20 protein-coding genes are annotated in these 19,696 nt (G+C 52.6%); 10 read left to right on the forward strand and 10 right to left on the reverse strand.

The window, feature by feature from the left end:
• Nucleotides 1–14: 14 nt before the first annotated feature.
• From FG381_RS01610 to FG381_RS01620, 3 genes are all read right to left on the reverse strand, one after another.
• Nucleotides 15–1,388 (reverse strand): RloB family protein, encoded by a 1,374-nt coding sequence (locus FG381_RS01610; protein ID WP_139687227.1) that lies wholly within the window; start codon nt 1,386–1,388, stop codon nt 15–17.
• 165 nt (nt 1,389–1,553) lie between these two features.
• Entirely contained in the window at nt 1,554–1,925 is a 372-nt protein-coding gene (locus FG381_RS01615) for a DMT family protein (protein WP_139687228.1), read from the reverse strand.
• A 119-nt stretch (nt 1,926–2,044) separates the two neighbouring features.
• Entirely contained in the window at nt 2,045–2,374 is a 330-nt protein-coding gene (locus FG381_RS01620; RefSeq protein WP_139687229.1) for a thioredoxin family protein, read from the reverse strand.
• Between the two features lie 338 nt (nt 2,375–2,712).
• Here FG381_RS01620 and FG381_RS01625 point away from each other — a divergent pair, with 338 nt between their 5' ends.
• Nucleotides 2,713–4,548, forward strand: a complete 1,836-nt coding sequence (locus tag FG381_RS01625; RefSeq protein ID WP_139687230.1) for a ribonucleoside-diphosphate reductase subunit alpha — start codon at nt 2,713–2,715, stop codon at nt 4,546–4,548.
• A 34-nt stretch (nt 4,549–4,582) separates the two neighbouring features.
• Nucleotides 4,583–5,572 carry a ribonucleotide-diphosphate reductase subunit beta gene (locus FG381_RS01630; protein WP_139687231.1) on the forward strand — a complete coding sequence of 330 codons (990 nt, stop codon included), beginning with the start codon at nt 4,583–4,585 and terminating at the stop codon, nt 5,570–5,572.
• Between the two features lie 77 nt (nt 5,573–5,649).
• Here the strand turns inward: FG381_RS01630 and FG381_RS01635 are convergent, their stop codons facing one another.
• Together FG381_RS01635 and FG381_RS01640 are read right to left on the reverse strand one after the other, a co-directional pair.
• Nucleotides 5,650–5,934, reverse strand: coding sequence for a hypothetical protein (locus FG381_RS01635; RefSeq protein WP_139687232.1), 285 nt, complete (start codon nt 5,932–5,934; stop codon nt 5,650–5,652).
• Between the two features lie 12 nt (nt 5,935–5,946).
• On the reverse strand, nt 5,947–6,522 hold the full coding sequence (locus FG381_RS01640; RefSeq protein ID WP_139687233.1) for a hypothetical protein: 576 nt from the start codon (nt 6,520–6,522) through the stop codon (nt 5,947–5,949).
• 233 nt (nt 6,523–6,755) lie between these two features.
• Between FG381_RS01640 and FG381_RS01645 the strand changes: the two genes are divergently transcribed.
• Nucleotides 6,756–8,084 (forward strand): AAA family ATPase, encoded by a 1,329-nt coding sequence (locus tag FG381_RS01645; RefSeq protein WP_139687234.1) that lies wholly within the window; start codon nt 6,756–6,758, stop codon nt 8,082–8,084.
• Between the two features lie 48 nt (nt 8,085–8,132).
• Nucleotides 8,133–8,543, forward strand: a complete 411-nt coding sequence (locus tag FG381_RS01650; RefSeq protein WP_139687235.1) for a PD-(D/E)XK nuclease domain-containing protein — start codon at nt 8,133–8,135, stop codon at nt 8,541–8,543.
• A gap of 209 nt (nt 8,544–8,752) precedes the next feature.
• On the opposite strand, the gene FG381_RS01655 is transcribed toward FG381_RS01650, so the two are convergent.
• Together FG381_RS01655 and FG381_RS12915 are read right to left on the reverse strand one after the other, a co-directional pair.
• The gene (locus tag FG381_RS01655; protein ID WP_139687236.1) at nt 8,753–9,256 is read right to left on the reverse strand and encodes a GNAT family N-acetyltransferase; all 504 of its coding nucleotides are present in this window, start codon (nt 9,254–9,256) and stop codon (nt 8,753–8,755) included.
• The gene (locus FG381_RS12915) at nt 9,256–9,528 is read right to left on the reverse strand and encodes a type II toxin-antitoxin system TacA family antitoxin (protein ID WP_139687237.1); all 273 of its coding nucleotides are present in this window, start codon (nt 9,526–9,528) and stop codon (nt 9,256–9,258) included. The genes FG381_RS01655 and FG381_RS12915 overlap by 1 nt, the downstream gene beginning before the upstream one ends.
• 946 nt (nt 9,529–10,474) lie before the next feature.
• Here FG381_RS12915 and FG381_RS01665 point away from each other — a divergent pair.
• From FG381_RS01665 to mazF, 5 genes are all read left to right on the forward strand, one after another.
• The gene (locus FG381_RS01665) at nt 10,475–11,029 is read left to right on the forward strand and encodes a helix-turn-helix domain-containing protein (RefSeq protein ID WP_139687238.1); all 555 of its coding nucleotides are present in this window, start codon (nt 10,475–10,477) and stop codon (nt 11,027–11,029) included.
• Between the two features lie 48 nt (nt 11,030–11,077).
• Complete coding sequence (locus tag FG381_RS01670; protein ID WP_139687239.1) at nt 11,078–11,878, forward strand: hypothetical protein; 801 nt, start codon at nt 11,078–11,080, stop codon at nt 11,876–11,878.
• Nucleotides 11,879–11,945: 67 nt separating this feature from the next.
• Nucleotides 11,946–12,623 carry a hypothetical protein gene (locus FG381_RS01675; RefSeq protein WP_139687240.1) on the forward strand — a complete coding sequence of 226 codons (678 nt, stop codon included), beginning with the start codon at nt 11,946–11,948 and terminating at the stop codon, nt 12,621–12,623.
• A 314-nt stretch (nt 12,624–12,937) separates the two neighbouring features.
• Nucleotides 12,938–13,183 carry an AbrB/MazE/SpoVT family DNA-binding domain-containing protein gene (locus FG381_RS01680; RefSeq protein WP_139687241.1) on the forward strand — a complete coding sequence of 82 codons (246 nt, stop codon included), beginning with the start codon at nt 12,938–12,940 and terminating at the stop codon, nt 13,181–13,183.
• The gene (gene mazF, locus FG381_RS01685) at nt 13,183–13,524 is read left to right on the forward strand and encodes an endoribonuclease MazF (RefSeq protein WP_139687242.1); all 342 of its coding nucleotides are present in this window, start codon (nt 13,183–13,185) and stop codon (nt 13,522–13,524) included. Before FG381_RS01680 ends, mazF begins: the two co-directional genes overlap by 1 nt.
• A gap of 81 nt (nt 13,525–13,605) precedes the next feature.
• Here the strand turns inward: mazF and FG381_RS01690 are convergent, their stop codons facing one another.
• Both FG381_RS01690 and FG381_RS01695 read right to left on the reverse strand, forming a co-directional pair.
• Nucleotides 13,606–14,865 carry an autotransporter outer membrane beta-barrel domain-containing protein gene (locus tag FG381_RS01690; RefSeq protein WP_139687243.1) on the reverse strand — a complete coding sequence of 420 codons (1,260 nt, stop codon included), beginning with the start codon at nt 14,863–14,865 and terminating at the stop codon, nt 13,606–13,608.
• Nucleotides 14,831–16,210: a hypothetical protein gene (locus FG381_RS01695; RefSeq protein WP_139687244.1), complete on the reverse strand. Its 1,380-nt coding sequence runs from the start codon at nt 16,208–16,210 to the stop codon at nt 14,831–14,833. The genes FG381_RS01690 and FG381_RS01695 overlap by 35 nt, the downstream gene beginning before the upstream one ends.
• Nucleotides 16,211–16,572: 362 nt before the next feature.
• Between FG381_RS01695 and FG381_RS01700 the strand changes: the two genes are divergently transcribed.
• Nucleotides 16,573–18,495 carry an IS1634 family transposase gene (locus tag FG381_RS01700; RefSeq protein WP_139687245.1) on the forward strand — a complete coding sequence of 641 codons (1,923 nt, stop codon included), beginning with the start codon at nt 16,573–16,575 and terminating at the stop codon, nt 18,493–18,495.
• Nucleotides 18,496–18,594: 99 nt separating this feature from the next.
• Here the strand turns inward: FG381_RS01700 and FG381_RS01705 are convergent, their stop codons facing one another.
• Nucleotides 18,595–19,656, reverse strand: coding sequence for an alpha/beta hydrolase (locus FG381_RS01705; RefSeq protein WP_139687246.1), 1,062 nt, complete (start codon nt 19,654–19,656; stop codon nt 18,595–18,597).
• Nucleotides 19,657–19,696 lie beyond the last annotated feature (40 nt).

The following is a 19,696-nucleotide window of genomic DNA, read 5'->3' on the forward strand; positions in this document are numbered from 1 at the left end:
TCTCCAAACAGGAATTACTGCAGTATAGGCAGATCAGCCATGGATTCCTCTGAAGCGTCGCAGATGAAGCGATCGAGCCATATGATGCAGGACTTCAGGTACTCGCTGATTCTGAGCCTGGTCTTTATTTTGAACTTCCGATTTGGGTTCTTTGCAAAGGTTTTAGAAAAATTAATTATTTCGCCAATGCATACATTGAATTGAAAATAAGTAGCTGAAATATTATTTACGCTCTCCCTCAAGAGAAGCCGTGCTCGCTCAGTAGAATCCGGATGCGGCATATGAATATCTATTGGCTTTACATCCTTAATGCTCTCCTGGATGTATTCAAGAATGCTTTGAAGCTTCTTTTGCAGATTCTTTGCTTCATCAACTGTTCTCCCTTTTCTGAATGCATTAACCATCGTCAGCAGTTGTTGACAGTCAGCGGTAAACTCCTTCTTGCTGTATTGGCTGGGGAGTGCCTGCGGTACGTTGAGCTGCTCTTTCGGCAGTTCCGGTTGAGCAGTGCTTTTTGCGAGACGCGCCAATGCGTCCTTGCTCGTGAGTCCGCTCATGAGAAAGAGCCGGTCAAGGAGCAGAGGCAGGTCCGATCCCAGGCCTTCCTGGGGCGGAGGCAAGGCGCGCATGCGCTCGCATGCCTTTTCGGTCAGGGAGCCGAAAAGACGAAGATAGCCGTCGCCATTTTTTTCGTATCCGGGGAAAAACTTTTTTGCCAGAGATAATGCGTCATCAGGAGAGGCGCAAAGCTCATAGAGCCTCTCGATGACTTCACGCTTTCTATAGGTCCCGCATGCCTCAACTGTCTTCTTCTCTTTGAGCACGCGTTCTTCATTGAGCGGAATCCTCCCGTCGAATTCTGGGTGATGCATTGCAACCCAATACTCAAAACACGGATTCGTAAATGCAAGATGAATATTCGGGAAGTGTGCTTTTATTTCATAGGATGCGTGAAAATTGCGATGTCCATCTCTATCAAAGACCATCCAATACTCTCTGAACGGATCTTTTCCGAGGGCTTTATCCCAGAGCATCTTCTTTGCGATGCTTTCGATGTGTACTCCCGGATCACCTCCTCCAAGGGAATAGATTGAAACACGTTTGCTGATCTCGAGAGCATTCGCGACTTCGCTCAGATATTTCGCTTCAGTCTGCCCCTCGCAATAGATCGCTATTCCTGAGAGCTTTCGCAGAATGCTCTCACGGAGTGACTGAAAGCGTTTTTGAAGCGCCGCCTCATCGGCATCTGTGACGTCAAGACGCCTGAGATCGAAAACAGGTTCGCCGTGCTCAAGGCGCATGGAAGCGATTGCGATGCTTCGCTTCCCTGCATTGGTCTTTTCATAAAAGAGCCAGCTCTTGCCGTCCTTTTGCTTTGCGTAGTACATGGTGTCTCTTTGCAGATGGTTGTTGACGAACGCATCATGCAGACACAATCCGTCTGCCCGTGTCGCAAGGAAGCAGGAGGACGTGTATTTTTTTTATTTTCTTTTAGATTTCAACGGTCTTTAGTCGACTCTGAGGCCTCTGCACAGGGTCATAAGTGCAGGGAATCATTTCTGGAACGCAAACCACACGGCGAGAATCAGACAGATGAACGCCGCGATATGGTTCCAGGCAAGCTTCGTGCCGAAAGCCGCCATCGAGAAGAGGATGAAGATCGTGAGCGTAATCACTTCCTGAATAACCTTGAGTTCAAGAAGCGAGAACGGCCCGCCGTTGCCTTCAAAGCCGAGGCGGTTGGCCGGCACCTGAAAGGAATATTCGAAGAGCGCGATGCTCCACGAGAAGAGGACGACCGCCCAGACGGGCCAGAGCGTGATGAGCTTCATATTTTGAAGCTTGAGGTGCAGGTACCAGGCGAGCGTCATGAAGACGTTCGAGATGATGAGAAGACCGATGGTGGTAAGGCCTTTGGAAAGCATGGCGCTATGACGGAAAAAACATGAGAAAGGCGCCCGCCTCTTTGCGAGGGGACGCCTTTAAATTGGAATGCATAAAGCTTTACAGCGGAGCCTTCTTTCCTCGAAGGAGCCGGGTTCGCTTAATCCTTAAGACCTTCCTCAATGAAGGCCTTGAGCTCGCCCGGGGTCTTCACTTCGACGAGGCGGTTTTCCTGGGGCTTCCCGCCCTTGAAGATGATCATCGTCGGAATGTGCTTCACGTCGTAGGTTTCGCGAATGCCCGGGCATTCATCCACATTGGCGCCCGCAAACACCATGCGGTCGGAATACTGCTTCGCAAGCGCCATGAGGAAAGGCTGCGCGCGGCGGCAGTCGATGCACCAGGGGGCGCCGATCGTGAGCAGAACAGGCTTCTCAGATTTGAGAAGCTCGGGAATGGTGTCGAGGTTGACAGTGACGAAATCAGACATTTTTTCTCCTTGGGCTTATCGGGTTCCCTGCGCCGATCGGGGTGAGGCAGCATCGGGGGCCCCGATGAAACGTTCCCTTAAATCTACCCGAATGAACGGAAATTCTCTTCCGTCTTTCGGCCGAGATCTGTATCGATCTGCCGAAGCCGTGCGATAAAGACACATTTCATTACATCCTCGAACTGACGGTTTTTTGGGGGAATCAAGGTTTCGGGTGATCCCCAATTGGTACGCGCACGGCACCCGGTTCGGTATTATCCGTGGACTTCAGAATTCAATCGGAAGGACCTCAACTACTGGTAGTTGCCGCAATTCATTTGCGCTAGATATTGTGGTTTATGGTTCTTCCTGTGCGATTTCCCGTCAGGGGTTCGCGCGCTTTTTCGAATAAAAACAAGATGTCAGTAAAGATTGATACGAGCCGGGACGCGCTCTTTGACGAACTCGGACTCATGCGCCTGCGCGAAAGCTACATGCGTCCTGAGGAAAAAAGTCCGCAGGAGCGCTTTGCCTTCGTGGCTGAACATTTCGCGAGCAATCCGGAGCACGCGCAGAGAATTTACGACTATGCAAGCCGCCACTGGCTCTCCTTCTCGACGCCGATTCTTTCGTTCGGCCGCGGAAAGCGCGGTCTGCCGATTTCGTGCTTCCTCACCTACATGGAAGACAGCGCCGAGGGGCTCGTCGACACGCTCTCCGAAGTGAACTGGCTCTCGATGCTCGGGGGCGGCGTAGGCATCCACGTGCGGATCCGCAGCGCCGATGAAAAGTCGGTGGGCGTTCTCCCGCACCTCAAGGTCTACGACGCTGCGTGCCTCGCCTACCGCCAGGGTTCCACGCGCCGCGGCTCGTATGCTGCGTTCCTCGACGTGAGCCACCCCGACATCATTCAGTTCATCGAGATGCGCAAGCCCACGGGCGACCAGAACATGAAGGCCCTGAATCTCCACCACGGCGTCAACATCCCCGACGCCTTCATGGAGAAGATTGAAGCCTCGATGCGCGACGCCAACGCGGACGACACGTGGGAGCTCCGTCACCCGACCACGGGCGAGGTCATCGACCGCGTGTCCGCCCGCGAGATTTGGCAGCGCATTCTGGAAATGCGCATGCACACGGGCGAGCCCTACCTCGTCTTTACGGACACCGCCAACCGGGCCCTTCCCTCGTGGCTCAAGGACAAGGGATTGAAGATTCACGGCTCCAATCTCTGCACGGAAATTTTCCTCCCGACCTCGCGCGACCGCACCGCCGTTTGCTGCCTCTCGTCCCTCAATCTCGAATACTTCGACGAGTGGAAGGACAATCAGCAGTTCATTACGGACGCGATGGAGTTCCTCGACAACGTTCTGCAGTACTTCATCGATCACGCACCCGATCAGATTTCACGCGCGAAATACTCCGCCATGCGCGAGCGTTCCGTCGGTTTAGGAGCAATGGGCTTCCATGCCTATCTCCAGAAGCATGGAATTCCCTTTGAATCCGCGATCGCAAAGTCGATCAACATGCGGATCTTCCGCCTCATCCGCGAAGGCTGCAAGAAAGCGGACGAAATCCTCTGCAAGGCGCGCGGAACCTGTCCCGATGCCGCGGATTCCGGGGTCGAACGCCGCTTCTCGCACTGGATGTCTGTTGCGCCCAATGCCTCGTCTTCCCTCATCATGGGCGGGACGTCGCCTTCGATCGAGCCCTATCGCGCGAACATCTACCGTCAGGACACGATCTCGGGCGCCTACATCATGAAGAACCGCTTCTTGAAGCAGAAGCTCGCGGAGCTCGGCCTCGACACCGACGACGTCTGGGCGGACATCATTGCGCACGACGGCTCCATTCAGCACCGCGAGGACATTCCTCAGGAAGTAAGGGACGTCTTCAAGACTGCCATCGAAATCGATCAGCGCTGGATCATCGACCTCGCGGCCGACCGTCAGCAGTTCATCGATCAGGGTCAGAGCGTGAATCTCTTCTTCCCGCCCGACGTTTCGATTGCCTATCTCCACGCCTGCCACTTCCTCGCCTGGAAGAAGGGCCTCAAGTCGCTCTACTACAACCGCTCGGACAAGCTCCGCAAGGCCGACCGCGTGGGCGTCAAGGCCGAACGCCGCCGCATTGAGGACGAAGTCGACATGCGCGCCGTTGCCAATAATTCCGAATGCCTCGCCTGCGAAGGCTGAGAAGCCGCCAAACTTTTGTGGAAGCCCAATTCAAATGACCGAAGAACAGAAAAGCGCCGGCGGCCTACTCGAAGGCCGCAACTACTACAAGCCCTTCCAGTATCCGTGGGCCTATGAAGCCTTCATGCAGTCCGAGCAGATGCACTGGCTCTGGACGGAAGTCCCGATGATCGAGGACGTGAAGGACTACCAGCAGAAGCTCACCGAAAGCGAAAAGGACTTCCTCACGAAGATCCTGCGCTTCTTCACGCAGGGCGACATCGACGTGTCGGGCGCTTACGTCAACACGTACCTGCCGAAATTCCGCCAGCCCGAAGTCCGCATGATGCTCTCGAGCTTTGCGGCCCGCGAAGCCGTGCACATTGCCGCCTATTCGCACCTCATTGAAACGCTGGGACTCCCGGAATCTATCTACAACGAGTTCCTGCAGTATGAAGCCATGGCCGACAAGCATGACTTCTTCAATGAAGTCGAGAAGGACGACCAGGATCTGGCCGCCCAGATTGCCGCCTTTTCGGCTTTTACCGAAGGCATGCAGCTCTTCTCGAGCTTCGTGATGCTCCTCAACTTCACAAGAAACGGCACCATGAAGGGCATGGGCCAGATCATCGCCTGGTCGATTGCCGACGAGACCCTTCATACCGAATCGATGACGAAGATCTTCCGCGAGTACATCAAGGAGAATCCTGAGCTCTGGACCGACCGGCTCAAAGCGAAGATCTACAGCATCGCGGAAACGATGGTTGATCTCGAAGACAAATTCATCGACCTCGCATTCGGCGTCTCTGAAATGAAGCGCCTCACGCGCGAGGATGTCCGCAGCTACATCCGCTACATCGCCGACCGCCGCCTCATGGGCCTCGGCATGAAGGGAATCTTCCATTCAGAGAAGAATCCGCTGCCCTGGGTGGATGCCATGCTGGGCGTATCTCACACCAACTTTTTCGAAAACCGTGTGGTTGACTATGCCAAGGGCGCCCTCACAGGCGACTGGGGCGATGTCTGGGGGAAGGCATCTGATTGACATATGAAGAGGGTCACGATTTGCTTAAAAATAATATGCAACTCGTGATCCTCAGTCGTTTCTGAGCGGCAATCTTCTCAGTATGTTCTATCCATCACTTTATGTGTCGCCACGGGCAATAAAGCGCATTCACTCCCCTGAATCCTCATTGAAATCTGCCAGCTTCTATCAGCAAAAACATCAATCTTCCAAACCGGGGGTTTAATTGCAGAAAGACGATGCAGCCGCAAGGATTTTGCCCGAGGATTTTCCTTGAACTTTTTAAGAGCTTCCAGAACTCCTGATTTAATATTTTGAGGGAGATCTTGATATTCTTTTGTAAAATCTTCTGAAAATGTGAATTGTATTGGGGGTTCAAGCATGAATTACCCCCATCAAGCATTCAAAGCATCAAGTTCAGGAATGCCGCACACAGCCTTAGGCGGCTCTACCATCGCATCGGAAATTCGAACAATTTCATGAAGTTTCTGAGTTTTACTAAAGATATCGGAAAGCTGATTTTCTATTTGAGAAAGCAGGCAAATCGATTCTGAAATAGAAAGTCTATTGATGTTTTGGGCCTCAATCTCAAACCGAACTGATCTGACAAAAACAATGATCTGTTCTGTAATCCCCAGAATACAGGGCACAAGTAAATCTAGAGTATGTTCCGGATCAATACGATTACGTTGTGAATCATTATTCAGAACTTGATTTACGATAGAAAAGCTATGTTGAAGCCTCGCATCAGAAAATACTAATTTTTTTGAAATCTCCTGCAATGAGTTATTTGCCTCATTGATAATCGTATCGAATTGCAAATCAACAAGCTGTGCAGGATAGAGCACGCAGAGGCGAGCTTCTTTTTGAATTCGCTCTAAGATCCTGTTCAGCTTGCGGCGAAGACGATCTTCGTCGCCGATGCGCTCAACCGTAAACCCAAACAGGCTGGAAGCGGTTAATGTAGTCATGTCGCTGGATAAGGAAAGTATCATTTCAAGAGTTCATGATAAGCGAGATTGTTCGTGCATGGTGATCAACATCACGCTTAAACCCAGGGCATTCTCCGCCAATCCGAATTATTTTCTGAAGCTGGTGCCTGATCTTGGGATGGCCATCATGCTTGATGGCGACAAGTCCGTCCAAGCGGCTCTATCTACCTATGATAGAGTTGGTCGAAAGTCATCATTCCTAAAGGGTTCAAGTGAAAAAGCAACTTGCAGTCGGAAATTCATCATTTGCAATGATGATGAAAACCGGAAGCTATTACATAGACAAGACGGACTTCATCAAGGTATTGATGAAGTCCGGCAACTATGTTGACCTGATCACCCGACCCAGGCGCTTTGGGAAAACACTCTTCCTCGATACGCTCTATGCGTTCCTCAGATTAAATCCCATCGGTTTCAACAGCAATTCAAGGGACTTTCAGAAAGAGCTTTTCGATGGATTGACCATTACAGAAGATAAAGCTTTCTGCGACGAATACATGGGGAAATTCCCGGTTCTCTTTCTGACGCTGAAGGATGTCGCCGGACAGAATTTCAATGAAGCATTCAGTAATATGGCTGATTTACTGGCCATAACGGCACAGGATCATGCCTACCTGCTCGAAAGCCCTTATCTGACTTCTCTTGAGAAGCAGCGTTTTGAAGCGTATATGAATCTCGGGTTCGACAATACAGATGCGAACCGATTCATGGCATCCAAATCCCTGAGAGACATCCTTACTTATTTCGCCCGGCATTTTGGGAAACCGGCAGTGCTGCTCATTGACGAATATGACGTACCGCTCGCAAAGGCCGCTTCGGGAGGATATTACGATGCCATGAGCCTTTTTATGAGGAGTTTCTTTTCTGTACTCAAGCCGGATGGAAGACCTCTCGTCAACGGCATGCCTATTCTCGGCAAAACCGTTCTCACCGGATGCCTGCGCGTTAGCAAGGAGAGCATTTTTACCGGTGTGAATAATTTTTCCGTTAATACGGTCTGTACGGATAGTGAATCCCTGGCTGCTGCAATAGGTTTTACTGAGGACGAAGTCAATCAGCTCCTTAATTATTACGGTCTCGAATCCCGCAAGGAAGATATCAGGCGTTGGTATGACGGCTATCGCTTTGGTTCGCGGGAGATATTCTGTCCCTGGGATGACCTCAACTTCTGTCAATATGCGCTTGAGAGCAGAGATCCTCAGCATTTTGCGCCAAGAAACTACTGGTCCGGAACCAGCAGCAACGACGTCATCGACGAGTTCCTTGGCTTTCTCTCCGATGAAGATGCCGAAAAGATGCAGACCCTGCTCGACGGCGGAGAGGTCGCATTCGTAATCAACGAACAACTCACATACGCCGATTTCGTTGACCATAAATCTGATGATTTCTGGACGCTTCTCCTCTTCACGGGATACTTGACTGTTTCCCAAAATCTTGGCAACGACCGCTTCCTGCTCAAAATTCCCAACGAAGAAATTCGCCAGACATTCAGGGAGCGCATTCAGATGCGCTTCTCAGCTGCCAACCCCTCATTTGCGTAGCATGGATTGAAATTAGCGGATGCGGCGTTAACCGGGAGTGCGGACGGGATGTCTGAGGTGCTTGAACCGCTGTTGCGGAATTATGTTTCCGTTCGCGATGCGGCGTCACGGGCGCCGGCAGAGAACTACTATCACGGCTTCCTCGCTGCGCTCTTTGCCTGTGCCGGAAACCGGATACAGGACTTCGCCTCAAACACGGAATGCGGCGACGGATATGCCGACATTGTTTTCACGTCCGGAACCGGCTCCAGACGCATCGGCGTCGTTATCGAAATGAAGCGCACCAAACGAGTTGAAGACCTGCGGAACGCCGTCTCAGAAGCGTTGGATCAGATTGACTGCCGGAATTACAGCGAGCGTTTCAGAAAACTTCGCTGCAGCAGCTACTACAGCTACGGCATCGCCTTCTGCGCCAAGCATTGCGAGGTTGGCGGCGGCATCCTCAGATCTTCAACCTGAAGCCTGCACCGGGGGCGTAGTCTACGCGGCGACCGAGACACTCAGTACTGCCGCCGACGCCACGAACGGAATGCAGACAACCATACGCAGCCTCCAAGTAACGGCCGCACATCTGCCTCAGGTTCACCCAAGGAACGCTGCAGCGCCGAACTATGCGGTAAAGACCGTCAACGTGCGCATGGATTTCGGATCGCGAGAGACGCACTCTCCTATTTCGACGAAATAAAGGGACCCAGTGCAAAGAGGAGCATTGGGTTGCCTTCGCGCGCATAAGCAAAACCATTTTTTAAATAAAAGTGTTCAGCTTCCTCGGAAATTGGATGGACTACTACAGCAGCAACGCCGATGGATTTTGCAATTTCAATAGAGGATCGGATTGCGGCTGAAAGCATTGATTTGCCAAGACCTCGGCCTGCGAATTTTTTGTCTACTGCGAGCCGACCGAGGAGGATCGTCGGCACCGGGTTCGGCATGTTCCTTCGGTATTTGGCCTTTAAGTCTCCATGCTCAACCGAATGAGCAGAAAGACAGAAATACCCGGCAAGCTCCCCCGTCTCGGTGGATACAACATATGTGCGGCTGCCTCCCGTCTTATCGTTGTGAAGCGCCTTTTGAGCAAGCCACCGATTAAGCGGTTCTGAACCGCAGTCGAATCCGAGCAATCTGGTCTCATCGGCCTGCTGCAGCGGCCGCGGCGGCAGAAAGCTGGCCATCAATCCTCCCAGACAGGCTTGAACTCAAGGAGGCGTTTCCGCGCCGCGTTGACTGCAGGATCAGCTTCGGGATTCACAACTTTGTCCATGAAGGCATCAAAATCCTCTGCAGACAATCGGGTTGTGCCGCTCTCCTCCCGGAGCTCGAGGTTCAAGTTTCGAATCGCTTCCACCACCAACGATGTCTTGGTGCGTCCGGTTGACTCGGCTAAAGAGTTAAGGACTGAGTTGTCAAAGTCGCTTAGTCGTAAGTTCAGAGTTGGCACAATCATCCCCGTAATGAAAAATGCTTTACACCGGTTAGTTTATCAGTAAAAAACTGCCGCTAAAGTCTGGTGTTCGTATTCAGTGGGAACTCCTGAAGGTCCCATCGTTGATGGATCTTCACGACGATAAGGAAAGTCTCTCTGATTTCTGCAATCTCGCCATTACTTCGTTCTCCTCCTCAAAACCTCGAATCTTATGGAGCGCAAGCTTGAGATCCCATAGATGTTTCTGACTCACCGCAGGAATCGCAGCAAGCGCATCAGCGGCAATAGATGATGCGGCTACGCATGTTGTCTGCGGCAGACATTGCGAGGTTCGCGGCGTCATTCTCATAGCTTCGCTGGAGCTTCTGAAACGGTCACCGAGAGCTTTGCTGTCTCTAGCCAAATCCGAACGAACGCTCCCGCCTTGAGGTTTGCAGTCGCGTCCGCCATGGTGAGAACGGGCTTTAGATCGGCACCTGTTTTTCTTTGACCAACGGGAAGCTGCTGCCCGTAGACAATCCGTCGCCGAGTGAAGAGCGCACCGCTCATTCGCATCCTCTGCCTCTGGAGGCACGAACGAGAAAAGCTGTTCTCCCGGAGAAGCAACCCGGACTCTCGGATCCAACCGGGAATACCGTCTGCGCCCGACGTACGTCAGAAGATCATCTTCTTCAGTTCCGCATTTCTTCTCAGGAGTACGGATGCGTTATTTCTTCAGCAGAAAACGAACCACTTCTTCAGCCTGTCGCGTAAAAATTACGCATTCAAATTTTTAAAATGGACATTTAGTCCATTTAACTGTAATAATTACGCGCATCCCGGACAAATCGGCCATCATTAACGCCTCGATGCCTTTCACAAGCGCTCGAGGAGGAGATGAGAAATGCGTTTGTCCGCCCTTAAACAGTTATCGACCGAAGAGTGCCGCCGAAGGCTTGCGGCCGGTCAGATCACCCGGTTCCAAGCAATGTTTCGTGACTATCTGAACGGAGAGATCAGCTGGCCGCACTACTGCGGACCGGATGTAGCCGCTCTGCGCGAGCGGCTCAACCTGACCCAGGAAGCGCTTGCCGCACTTCTCAAGGTGTCGCCCAAGACGATATTCCGCTGGGAATCCGAAGCGGAAGCGCTCCAGCCCAACTACTGCATTGCGCTCTGCATGCTCGACAAGCTCGGCGAGGGCGTCTTCACGCTCATGGATCAGCACCAGAAGCACTTCACGCTTGAAGCTGCGCCCGAGAGACGAGACAACCTCACCGAGGATCTCGCTGATTCTGTCCGCTACAACCTTGAAGCCAATCGCAGGGAGCCCGGCATTCCGGAACCCTTCGACGGCAAGGCCGTGGCGGAACTCCGCCGCCGGCTCGGCCTCACCCGCAGGGGACTCGCCGAAGAACTTTCGGTATCGCCCTCCACGGTCGACAAGTGGGAACAAGGCGACGTAGCGCTCCGCGGTCCGGCACTGACGATTCTCAAAATTCTGTGGCAGCAAGGTCTCAAAGCGCTGCCGCCCACAAAGTAAATCTCCTTCTCAACTCCTCCTCCATCTCTTACTTGTGATTTTCGCTCGATGAAAGCTCGCCACGCCCTCATCCCGATTCTCGGTGCATCCGCGCTTCTTCTCTCCGGATGCTTCTCCACGCTTAAGCCCGCTGTCGCTCCGCAGTCGAGCACAACCGATCCGATTGCAGAAGCGCAGTACATTCAATACCACACCAGCACGCGCGCAAACGCCCTCATTAATTTCGGCGGCCTCGACAAGGACTACGCCGTTGAGGAAACCGCGTCGCACCGCATGTTCGACCATGTGTGGCTCGCCAATCCCGTCATTTTCCAGGACCACCTGACGCTTGACGCCGTCCAGCTTGAAGCCCGCTTCTCGGAAATCTGCACCAATCTGCGGGGTGCGGTGACTGACGAAGGCTGGTGCGTCGATGCCGCCACGCGCAACTATCCGCTCTTCTGGGCGAAAACCAATCAGTTCTCGCGGGATGTTCAGGGCATTGCGAACAAATATTCCGGCATCTATGTCCTGGCGCCTGCCTCGGGCAAGGACCACAAGGATCCGCTGTGGCTTGCTTTCGCCAAAGGCCAGGGCTTCCTCGGGCGCGACGAACGCCGCGAACAGGCGAAGGAAATGCTGAAGGACGGCAAAGGCGTCATGGTCTGCCGCACCGTCACGCACGGCATGAAGCCTCTGTGGCGCGGTCAGGACAAAGGCTACATCGAGGAGACCGCAAACAAGCGCGTCAAAATCCGAATCTTCGAGTCTGTGAAGGACCGAACGACCTACGGCGGCGCGAAGGCTCGCAAGGACGTAAACAACGAAACCATCTGGGATCGTCCCGACAACTGGTACATTTGCGAATGATTTCCCGGGCTCTCCTTAAAGCGGGGAGCCCGCTTTTTCACAAACTCTACTGGATCTCCATTTTTAAATGAAGAAAACCCTCCTCTGCTCTCTTCTCGCCGCTTCTCTCCTCGTCTCCGGCTGCGTTTCCTACCGTGCCGGCAAAAACGGGTTCGACGCCTCCACCGTCGATCCGTACGTCACCCTCAACAAGACGACGCTCAAGGACGTTCGGGCTCTTCTCGGCACGCCTACTCTGACTGCCCGCGATGCAGAAGGCAACCTCATCGTGGGTTACGGCCTGGTCGGCCACAACCTCGGAGCCGGCATTGCCCGCAATTTGACGAAGAGCATCGCGACGATCGGCCTCGGATCGAAGAGTCGGGAATACGTCGTCAAGAACGTACTCTTCAAGCTCAACAACGACAACGTCGTCATCGACTATAAGAAGAACGGCGCGAGCTACCTCACCCGCTGGCGCTTCAAGACCTGGAACGAGTGCGAACGCACCCTGACCGATGAGGAAGTCAATTCTCCCGTCACCTACGACATCGACCAGGTTTGCGAAGTCTACGCAGAGGAAGTTGCGACTAAGACCGGCGTTCCGGTCGATGAAGTGGATACCGGCAAGGAATTCCCCTTCTGCTACATCTCCTGCCAGACCGAGCGCGGCGCCAGGGCCGTGTTCGGCGAGCTTTCTAACGTCGACATCAGCGTCTCGAAGGAAGACGGCGACAATTCTCAGAGCAAGCTCATTTTCAGGTAAAGGAATAAAACTCTACTTTTAGTCTGCGCCGCCACGATTGCACGAGTCTTTCTCGGCGGCTGCTTGACGACATTATTTCAAGCAAGCAGCCTCGGGTCTCGACTGGCTGCCGCACTCTAGAGGTTTTTGATTCCTGTACTGCTGCATCGACCCTTAAATTCGGACGTTCCGAGGAATTCCCTGATCCATCAGCAACGGCAGCTGAGAAAGAAATGCTACGACCGGTGGGGGAAAACTCCTCAAAAAGTATCTACTTTGGATATCCGATGCATGGATCTATGCTACGATGATGGTCGTCTAAAGGAGATCTTTCAATGCAAACGTCGCTTAAACAATGGGGAAACAGTATTGCGGTTCGTATCCCGCAGGCCTTGCTTGAACAAGGGCATTTTCAGAAAGATGACATGTTCGATATAAAGATCTGCAATAATGAGATCGTTTTGAAACGCATTATCTCCAGTCGTCAAAAAAAATTAGAAACCATGCTGTCTAAAATCACACCTCAAAACATTCATGAACGCATGGATTTTGGAGCTCCGATTGGAAAGGAATTACTGTAATGCCAAACCCTTATGTTCCAGAATGCGGAGATATTGTTTGGCTTGATTTTAATCCAGTCCTGGGCCATGAGCAGGGTGGACGCCGCCCTGCTTTAGTTTTATCTCCTTCTTCCTATAATGGGAAAACTGGCCTGATGATTTGCTGCCCCATGACGACAAAGAAGAAAGGATATCCTTTTGAAGTTGTTTTATCAGAAAACCCAGATTCAGTAGTTCTATCTGATCAAATAACAACAGTCGATTGGACGCAACGTCATTGCGATTTTAAAGGCCGCATTACGACAAATCAGTTAGCTGATGTCCGAGATAATATTTCCCTTCTTATATCACTTCCGAACTAATTGATTTTACAAAAATAAGATAACCCATATCAATTCAGGGAGAAGCAGCAAAAAATGCTGCCACTCCCTTATAAATTACAGTTAGAACCGGAAGACGGTTTTCGCTGAGAACATGCCGCTTCTGGTGCTGTCGGAGAATTCAAGCCCGGCGCCGAGACCGATATCCCAGGACTTTCCAGCCTCAAACGTCAAACCAAGCTCTGCGAATCCATACGTCTTCTCACGCTCCAGCTCGGCCGCGTCTCCGTGAACGCCGTAAGAAACCTCCATCTTCGAGTCGTCGCGCTTAAGGAGATGCGTCATTCCGAGGAGAGCATAGGGTCTAAACGCAACGCCCTCGCTTTCGCCAAGATACTGCCATTTCACCTGCGCCGTAGCCTCGACATCGCTGAGTGTAGTGCCTCTGTAGTTGATGTTGCCGAAGTTGGCGCCGAAATCGGTATGGAAGTCGTCAAGCTTCGAGTGAACCCAGAAAACTCCAAGAGACGGCTCAATAACATGACGAGGCAGGAACTCAACGGAAGCGCCACCGCGAAGACCGGCGGTGTACTGCGTGGAACGGAAATCTGCTTCGCTTTTGAGGAGCCCACGCATCATCATGAGATCAGCGTCGCCGGAGGACCTGCCTGCCGCGAGCAAAACCTCACCCCAGGGTTTGAAGACATCGGAACCAACAGGAATCGTCATGCGTCCGGTGAGTCCAAGCAGCCATCCATCAGCATCGGTGCGGCCAATGTTCTTCCGCTCGTCCGTCCGTGTGCGGTCCCACATGCCGAACAGCATGAGAGACGCATTTTCAGAATGCCAGACCGCCCCGGCAAAGAGCCCCGTTGCCTCAGAGTCAGCTTTGGAATTTGCAATCGTCCTGTTCCCGACCGCGAAATAGGGTTCGGCAAAGAATGCAAAAGGCTTCCCGGCGCTTCCGACACCTGATGCCGCCTGTCGATCGGTCATCCGATACATTCGATGCCGGCGTTCTGCGTCGCTCGCCAGAAGGTTGGAAGCGAGCGTTCTGCCCTGTGCCTTTTCGGCGTTCATTCTGACTTCTGCAGTCTGATCGGCTAATGTTGAACCGGTTGAATAAACCGGGAACAGATCATCTATGCCCTGAATGGCCTTAAATCCGGGCTTGCCGGTTAGATCCGGATTGATCTCTGCAGTACCATTACCGTCGTAAAAGACGAAAAGATCTCTGATGTTTATGGGATCCTTGAACCCAAAATCTGGAAGAACATATAGAGTTGCATTCTCCCAGCTAACCGTGCCGGCACTTTCACCGACCGAATCCTGAACCGCTATCGGTCTCTCAGTGAGAGCGGTACCCCCCCCCCTCCCCGGCACGCACTGTTATTGCAGAAATATCAATCTGCCCGTTATTAGATGCGCGCGCAAAGACAGCATGATTACGATCTCCGCCGCTTGATTGGATGAAGCCGTAGTTGGCCATTTCCACGCGGATCTGAGGAGCATGAGCCTCCGCAAACATGCCGTAAACCTCTACGGGACTGGAATCGTCAGTAAATTGCAATTCAGCGGCTTCGCCGTTCTTGGTAAGAGCCTTTTCAACCGAGGCCTTAGCAGTGATCGTTCCTGTATTGACGAGTTGAATGGTATGTATCAAAGATTCAGGATACTGAACCGGCGTAGAAAGCGCTGAGGCTGATTGTGCGTCATAGTTTTCATAAGACATGAAGCCGCCCCGCATTCCGACCACTTGAAATGACGCTATGAAGTGCTCAGAGGTCGTTGGATTCGTAGGTCCAAATGCCCTGATTTCGGCATAGTGACTATTGCTCTCATATCTTCCGAGTGGAGCATCAATGACAGGATCGAGCGTTATCTGCTCATCGCGGATCTTGATAGCACCAGAAACATTTAAAACGCCGGAATTTTTAAGAACAACATCACACTTTGATGGGAAGGCGAGCATGCCGATTGAATTGACAAAATAAATTCCATAATTCCTGGCATAAGGCGACATGTAGTACCGCAGGCTGTAGTCTTCTCGTTTAAGAACGGTTCCTTCTTCTGGCAGAGCTAACGTGCTCGCAAATTTAATCTGAGACTCTGCATACATATCAGCTTCAGCAGTTGCTGACACGTCAAGAGTTCCACCATTTTCCGTTAAGCCAAACCCGAGACTTGAAAGTCCGAGAGATAAAGCCGATACTTCTGCGCGCAAAGCCTGATTCGCTGTAACGATTACATTAAGCGTTCCAGATTGTTCTGTTGGCTTGTGATTTTGGGTAACCCGCGCATTTACCCAGGTTCTTTCGTAACCGTTGGTCCATTTAACGATGCTTACATCCAGCAGATTTGAATTTCGAAGTATCCCTTTTGCATGAGTTTCAACTGCGAGATGACCTGAATGGATTCCCGTAAAGCCCTCAGCAGAGTCAGTAACGAATACAGTTTTCAGATTATTACCAACAATTGTAGGGTCATGAACCCAATTCGTTTCATCTCGAGTATCAACAATACTATCTTCAAAGTCTTCCCTCTGATACTCGTCAAAGAATGGACCATTTAAAGTTAAAGACCGCTCCTGATAAGCATAAGCGGTACTCGAAGATGCAACGGCAGATAACAGTGCCGCAACAAGAAGTGATTTTATAAAACCTCCGTATGGAGCGTTCGAAAGACCAAAGCGTAATGGTGATGAGTTTACAGGTTTACGTGCTGGCATAATGCCCTCCAGGGGATGAGAATCCGAACAGAGCTCGGTCAAATTCACTATAACTCGATTTGGCATTACTTTAGTTTCGCCTCAGTACTCTCGTTTCTGCTAATTCTTTCGAGCAACTGACACAGAAAAGAGATCTGCGCTACTGATTTCATGCCGAGATGCCTGCGTTCCCTTCAAGTCCTTTTGCTGCTCAGCTTCCATCGACAGAGAACCCAAACTCCCGGCCTCTAGCACCATCGGGTATTGACTCAAGTTAAAAGGTGCCAAAACTTTCTTTTTAATCCCGTGTTTTCTATAAAAAATGAAAACGCGGGATTTATTTTGGCAGTATAATAGCTCTACTCTATTTTAGAGTTGGTGCTATGAAAAGCGGTAACAAAAAACAACTCACCGGTTTCTCCGTGCAGAAGGATGGGGAGACTGAAAAGTGGCATGTTTTCCTGAGAACCAATCGCCGGTCCGGCTATCAGTACGTCGTGGCTGAGACTAATCATTGGGACAAGGAGAAGAAGCAGGCCCGCGTGACGGGGCGTCAGATGGTCGGCCGCATTCAGCCAACCAATGAGATCACCGTGTCCCCCAGGTTCCGCAAAAGATTTCCCCAATTCACACAGCCCGAACTCTTCTTTTGGGAAGGTCAGCTACTCTCGCGATCTGAGTATCTTTCTGCCAATCCAAATGCTCAGCAGGAATGGGATGAGCTGGAGGCGCAGCAGCAGAAAGACGCGGAGGAAGCCGCCGCAAAGGCGCAGCTGCTGGCTTCCGGCGAGGAACTGGAACCGGATCCGCTTGAGGAAATGCGTCAGGCGCGCCGTTATCTCCGCATCGGCAAGCCCTGGGCTGCATGGATGACGCTGCTCAACTGCGGCATGCTCGATGCCCTTGTGGGCATTTTCGGCGCGGATGACGGACTGCTTCTTGCTCAGTTGGCCGTCTATGTCTTCGACCAGGGACCTGCCATGGATCGATTTGAGGATTGGGCCGCTGCCACAGGGCTTCCTCGACTGCAGCCTGTTTCCGGGCAGAGGATTTCAGAGCTTCTCAGCCGAATTGATCAGAGCAAAATCAACGCCTTTTTCAAGACGCGCTATGACGCTGCGCGCGAGAGGTTCTTTGCTCGCCAGCGAGCGCAGACCAGCTCCGGCGAAGACGCCGGAGAGCCTCAGCAGCCGTTCCTCGTCGCCTTCGACAGCACAGGCATCAGTACATATTCCACAACCATCGATCAAGCGGAGTACGGCCACGCCAAGCAGAACCCGGAGCTCAAGCAGGTCAATCTGATGCTTCTGTGCGATGAGGAAACGGGCGAAGCCATCTTCGCTTACAGCTACTGGGGATCCATCAATGACTCAAAGGCGTTTGTCCCCATTCTGAAGCACATGATTTCCGCCGGCTTCGATCTGTCCTTTGTGACGTTTGTTACGGATCGCGGCTTCAGGAATCCGTTTGCCACGCAGTTCCTGCTTGATCATCACATTGGATTCGTCCAGGGCATTCCCATCGTTGAAGACTCCGTCAAGAAGCTGTTCCGCCAGCACAGGGATCTGCTCACGCAGAACGGCTACATGAACGGCGACACGGGATTTGTTGAAATGGCTCTCAGCCCCTCGGAGGCTGAAGCCTGGACGGAAAATTTACCGGGGGTGAAGCCTATTCAGCGCAAAGTCTTCATTTACCTCTATTACAACCCTCTGACCAATAGTTTCGCCGCGCGACGCCTTGCCAAGGATGTCGAGGATGCGCTCAAGGTTCTGAATTCGGGCAGGAAGCTGGACCCCCGTCTGGCTCAGCGTACGGCCAATTGCATCGGAGAGAAGGAATCCGATAAGGGTCATAAGGTTTACTACCGCAAGGCGCAGGTCATGACTCGGAAGACCGAGTTTGAAGGGTGCCTTGCCATCCGAACAGATCGGTATTTGTCTGCGGCTCAAGTGTTTACGATCTACTCGGACCGCAACAACATCGAACGCACCTTCCGGGAGCTGAAGGTCGAGGAAGATGCGCGCCGCCTGATGGCAACGCAGACTGCCTTTGAGGGCAAGCTGTTCGTTTATGAACTGGCCCAGTCAATCTATAGACAGGTAGCCATGCAGGCTCGAAAGAAGCAGGCTGTTCTGCCTGGGAACTCATTGAACAAGCTTCTGGCAGCTATTGAGCCGGTAGTGGCTGTGCGTGTGGGGAACGGCCGTGAATGGAGGGTGGATCTGCTGACCAGGCGGCAGACTCAGGTCTATGAGCAGATCGGCGTCACCCCTCCCGCGGGGAAGCACTACTTTTGGTGCTAGCCCACGGGAGTTTGGGAGAGAAAAAGCCCCGGGCGGTTCAATCGCAACCCGGGGCTTCTGGGATAACTGAAGAACAAGCGGCCTAACTCCGCTCATTCATCAAAGGTTCTTCTTCATAAAGTCCTCAATCTTGTCAAACGGGATGACATCCGTCTTGTCGTAGAGATCGGTGTGGTTCGCGCCCGGGATGATGAGAAGCTCCTTGTTGTCGCCCTTCAGCTGATTAAAGGTATCTTCGCTGAAATACCGCGAATGGGCCTTCTCGCCGTGAATAAGGAGAACCGCGCTTCGGATTTCGCTCGCGTACGTGAGGAGCGGCATCGTCATGAAGGAGAGCGGCGAGGTCATGTTCCAGGCGCCGTTGGAGTTGATGGAGCGCGCATGGAAGCCTCTCGGCGTCTTGTAGTACTCCCAGTAGTCCTTCACGAACTGCGGCTCGTCGCCCTTCAATTTCTCCGGGAGGCCGGGAGCCGGCGCATAGGTCCCGGAGGCATAGTCCTTCGTGCGCTGTTCATTCAGCTTTTCGCGCAAGGCGTAGCGGGCATCCGCATCCATGGCGTCGAAGTAGCCGCGGGCGTTGACGCGGCTCATGTCGTACATGGTCGAGGCTACAGTCGCCTTGATGCGCGTATCCATCGACGCGGCATTCACCGCCATTCCTCCGAATCCGCAGATGCCGATGAGACCGATATGGTCCGGGTTGACTTCGGGCGAAGTCGAGAGGTAATCCACGGCGGCGCTGAAGTCTTCCGTATTGATGTCTGGCGACGCGACATTCCTCGGCTCGCCGCCGCTTTCGCCGGTATAGGACGGATCAAAGGCAATCGTCAGGAAGCCGCGCTCCGCCATGGTCTGCGCGTAGAGGCCCGAGGCCTGCTCCTTCACGGCGCCGAAAGGACCGCTCACGGCTATTGCAGGGAGCTTGCCTTTGGCATCCTTAGGCTTATAGAGATCCGCGGCGAGCGTGATGCCGTAGCGGTTTTTGAAGGTGATTTTGCGGTGCTCGACCTTGTCGCTCTGAGCGAAGGTCTTGTCCCAGGTCGTTGCGAGCTTGAGACCAGCGTCGCTTGCAGCAGCACTTCCGTCAATAGTTGCGGCAGCAGAGACAGAGCTCGCCGCGGCGATTCCAACCGCAAGACCGGCAGCCAGTACTTTCTTCATGATGATTCTTCCCAAAACAGAGAGCAATTGCGAGCCTCAG

Origin of the sequence: Sutterella faecalis (genome assembly GCF_006337085.1) — a bacterium.
In the GTDB taxonomy this organism is placed as follows: Bacteria; Pseudomonadota; Gammaproteobacteria; order Burkholderiales; family Burkholderiaceae_F; genus Sutterella; species Sutterella faecalis.

Excerpts from the sequence above, each read along its gene's own strand:
- FG381_RS01610 (WP_139687227.1), bottom strand. The coding sequence starts at position 1,388 with ATGTACTACGCAAAGCAAAAGGACGGCAAGAGCTGGCTCTTTTATGAA.
- FG381_RS01615 (WP_139687228.1), bottom strand. The coding sequence starts at position 1,925 with ATGCTTTCCAAAGGCCTTACCACCATCGGTCTTCTCATCATCTCGAAC.
- FG381_RS01620 (WP_139687229.1), bottom strand. The coding sequence starts at position 2,374 with ATGTCTGATTTCGTCACTGTCAACCTCGACACCATTCCCGAGCTTCTC.
- FG381_RS01625 (WP_139687230.1), top strand. The coding sequence starts at position 2,713 with ATGGTTCTTCCTGTGCGATTTCCCGTCAGGGGTTCGCGCGCTTTTTCG.
- FG381_RS01630 (WP_139687231.1), top strand. The coding sequence starts at position 4,583 with ATGACCGAAGAACAGAAAAGCGCCGGCGGCCTACTCGAAGGCCGCAAC.
- FG381_RS01635 (WP_139687232.1), bottom strand. The coding sequence starts at position 5,934 with ATGCTTGAACCCCCAATACAATTCACATTTTCAGAAGATTTTACAAAA.
- FG381_RS01640 (WP_139687233.1), bottom strand. The coding sequence starts at position 6,522 with ATGACTACATTAACCGCTTCCAGCCTGTTTGGGTTTACGGTTGAGCGC.
- FG381_RS01650 (WP_139687235.1), top strand. The coding sequence starts at position 8,133 with ATGTCTGAGGTGCTTGAACCGCTGTTGCGGAATTATGTTTCCGTTCGC.
- FG381_RS01655 (WP_139687236.1), bottom strand. The coding sequence starts at position 9,256 with ATGGCCAGCTTTCTGCCGCCGCGGCCGCTGCAGCAGGCCGATGAGACC.
- FG381_RS12915 (WP_139687237.1), bottom strand. The coding sequence starts at position 9,528 with ATGATTGTGCCAACTCTGAACTTACGACTAAGCGACTTTGACAACTCA.
- FG381_RS01665 (WP_139687238.1), top strand. The coding sequence starts at position 10,475 with ATGTTTCGTGACTATCTGAACGGAGAGATCAGCTGGCCGCACTACTGC.
- FG381_RS01670 (WP_139687239.1), top strand. The coding sequence starts at position 11,078 with ATGAAAGCTCGCCACGCCCTCATCCCGATTCTCGGTGCATCCGCGCTT.
- FG381_RS01675 (WP_139687240.1), top strand. The coding sequence starts at position 11,946 with ATGAAGAAAACCCTCCTCTGCTCTCTTCTCGCCGCTTCTCTCCTCGTC.
- FG381_RS01680 (WP_139687241.1), top strand. The coding sequence starts at position 12,938 with ATGCAAACGTCGCTTAAACAATGGGGAAACAGTATTGCGGTTCGTATC.
- mazF (WP_139687242.1), top strand. The coding sequence starts at position 13,183 with ATGCCAAACCCTTATGTTCCAGAATGCGGAGATATTGTTTGGCTTGAT.
- FG381_RS01695 (WP_139687244.1), bottom strand. The coding sequence starts at position 16,210 with ATGCCAGCACGTAAACCTGTAAACTCATCACCATTACGCTTTGGTCTT.
- FG381_RS01700 (WP_139687245.1), top strand. The coding sequence starts at position 16,573 with ATGAAAAGCGGTAACAAAAAACAACTCACCGGTTTCTCCGTGCAGAAG.
- FG381_RS01705 (WP_139687246.1), bottom strand. The coding sequence starts at position 19,656 with ATGAAGAAAGTACTGGCTGCCGGTCTTGCGGTTGGAATCGCCGCGGCG.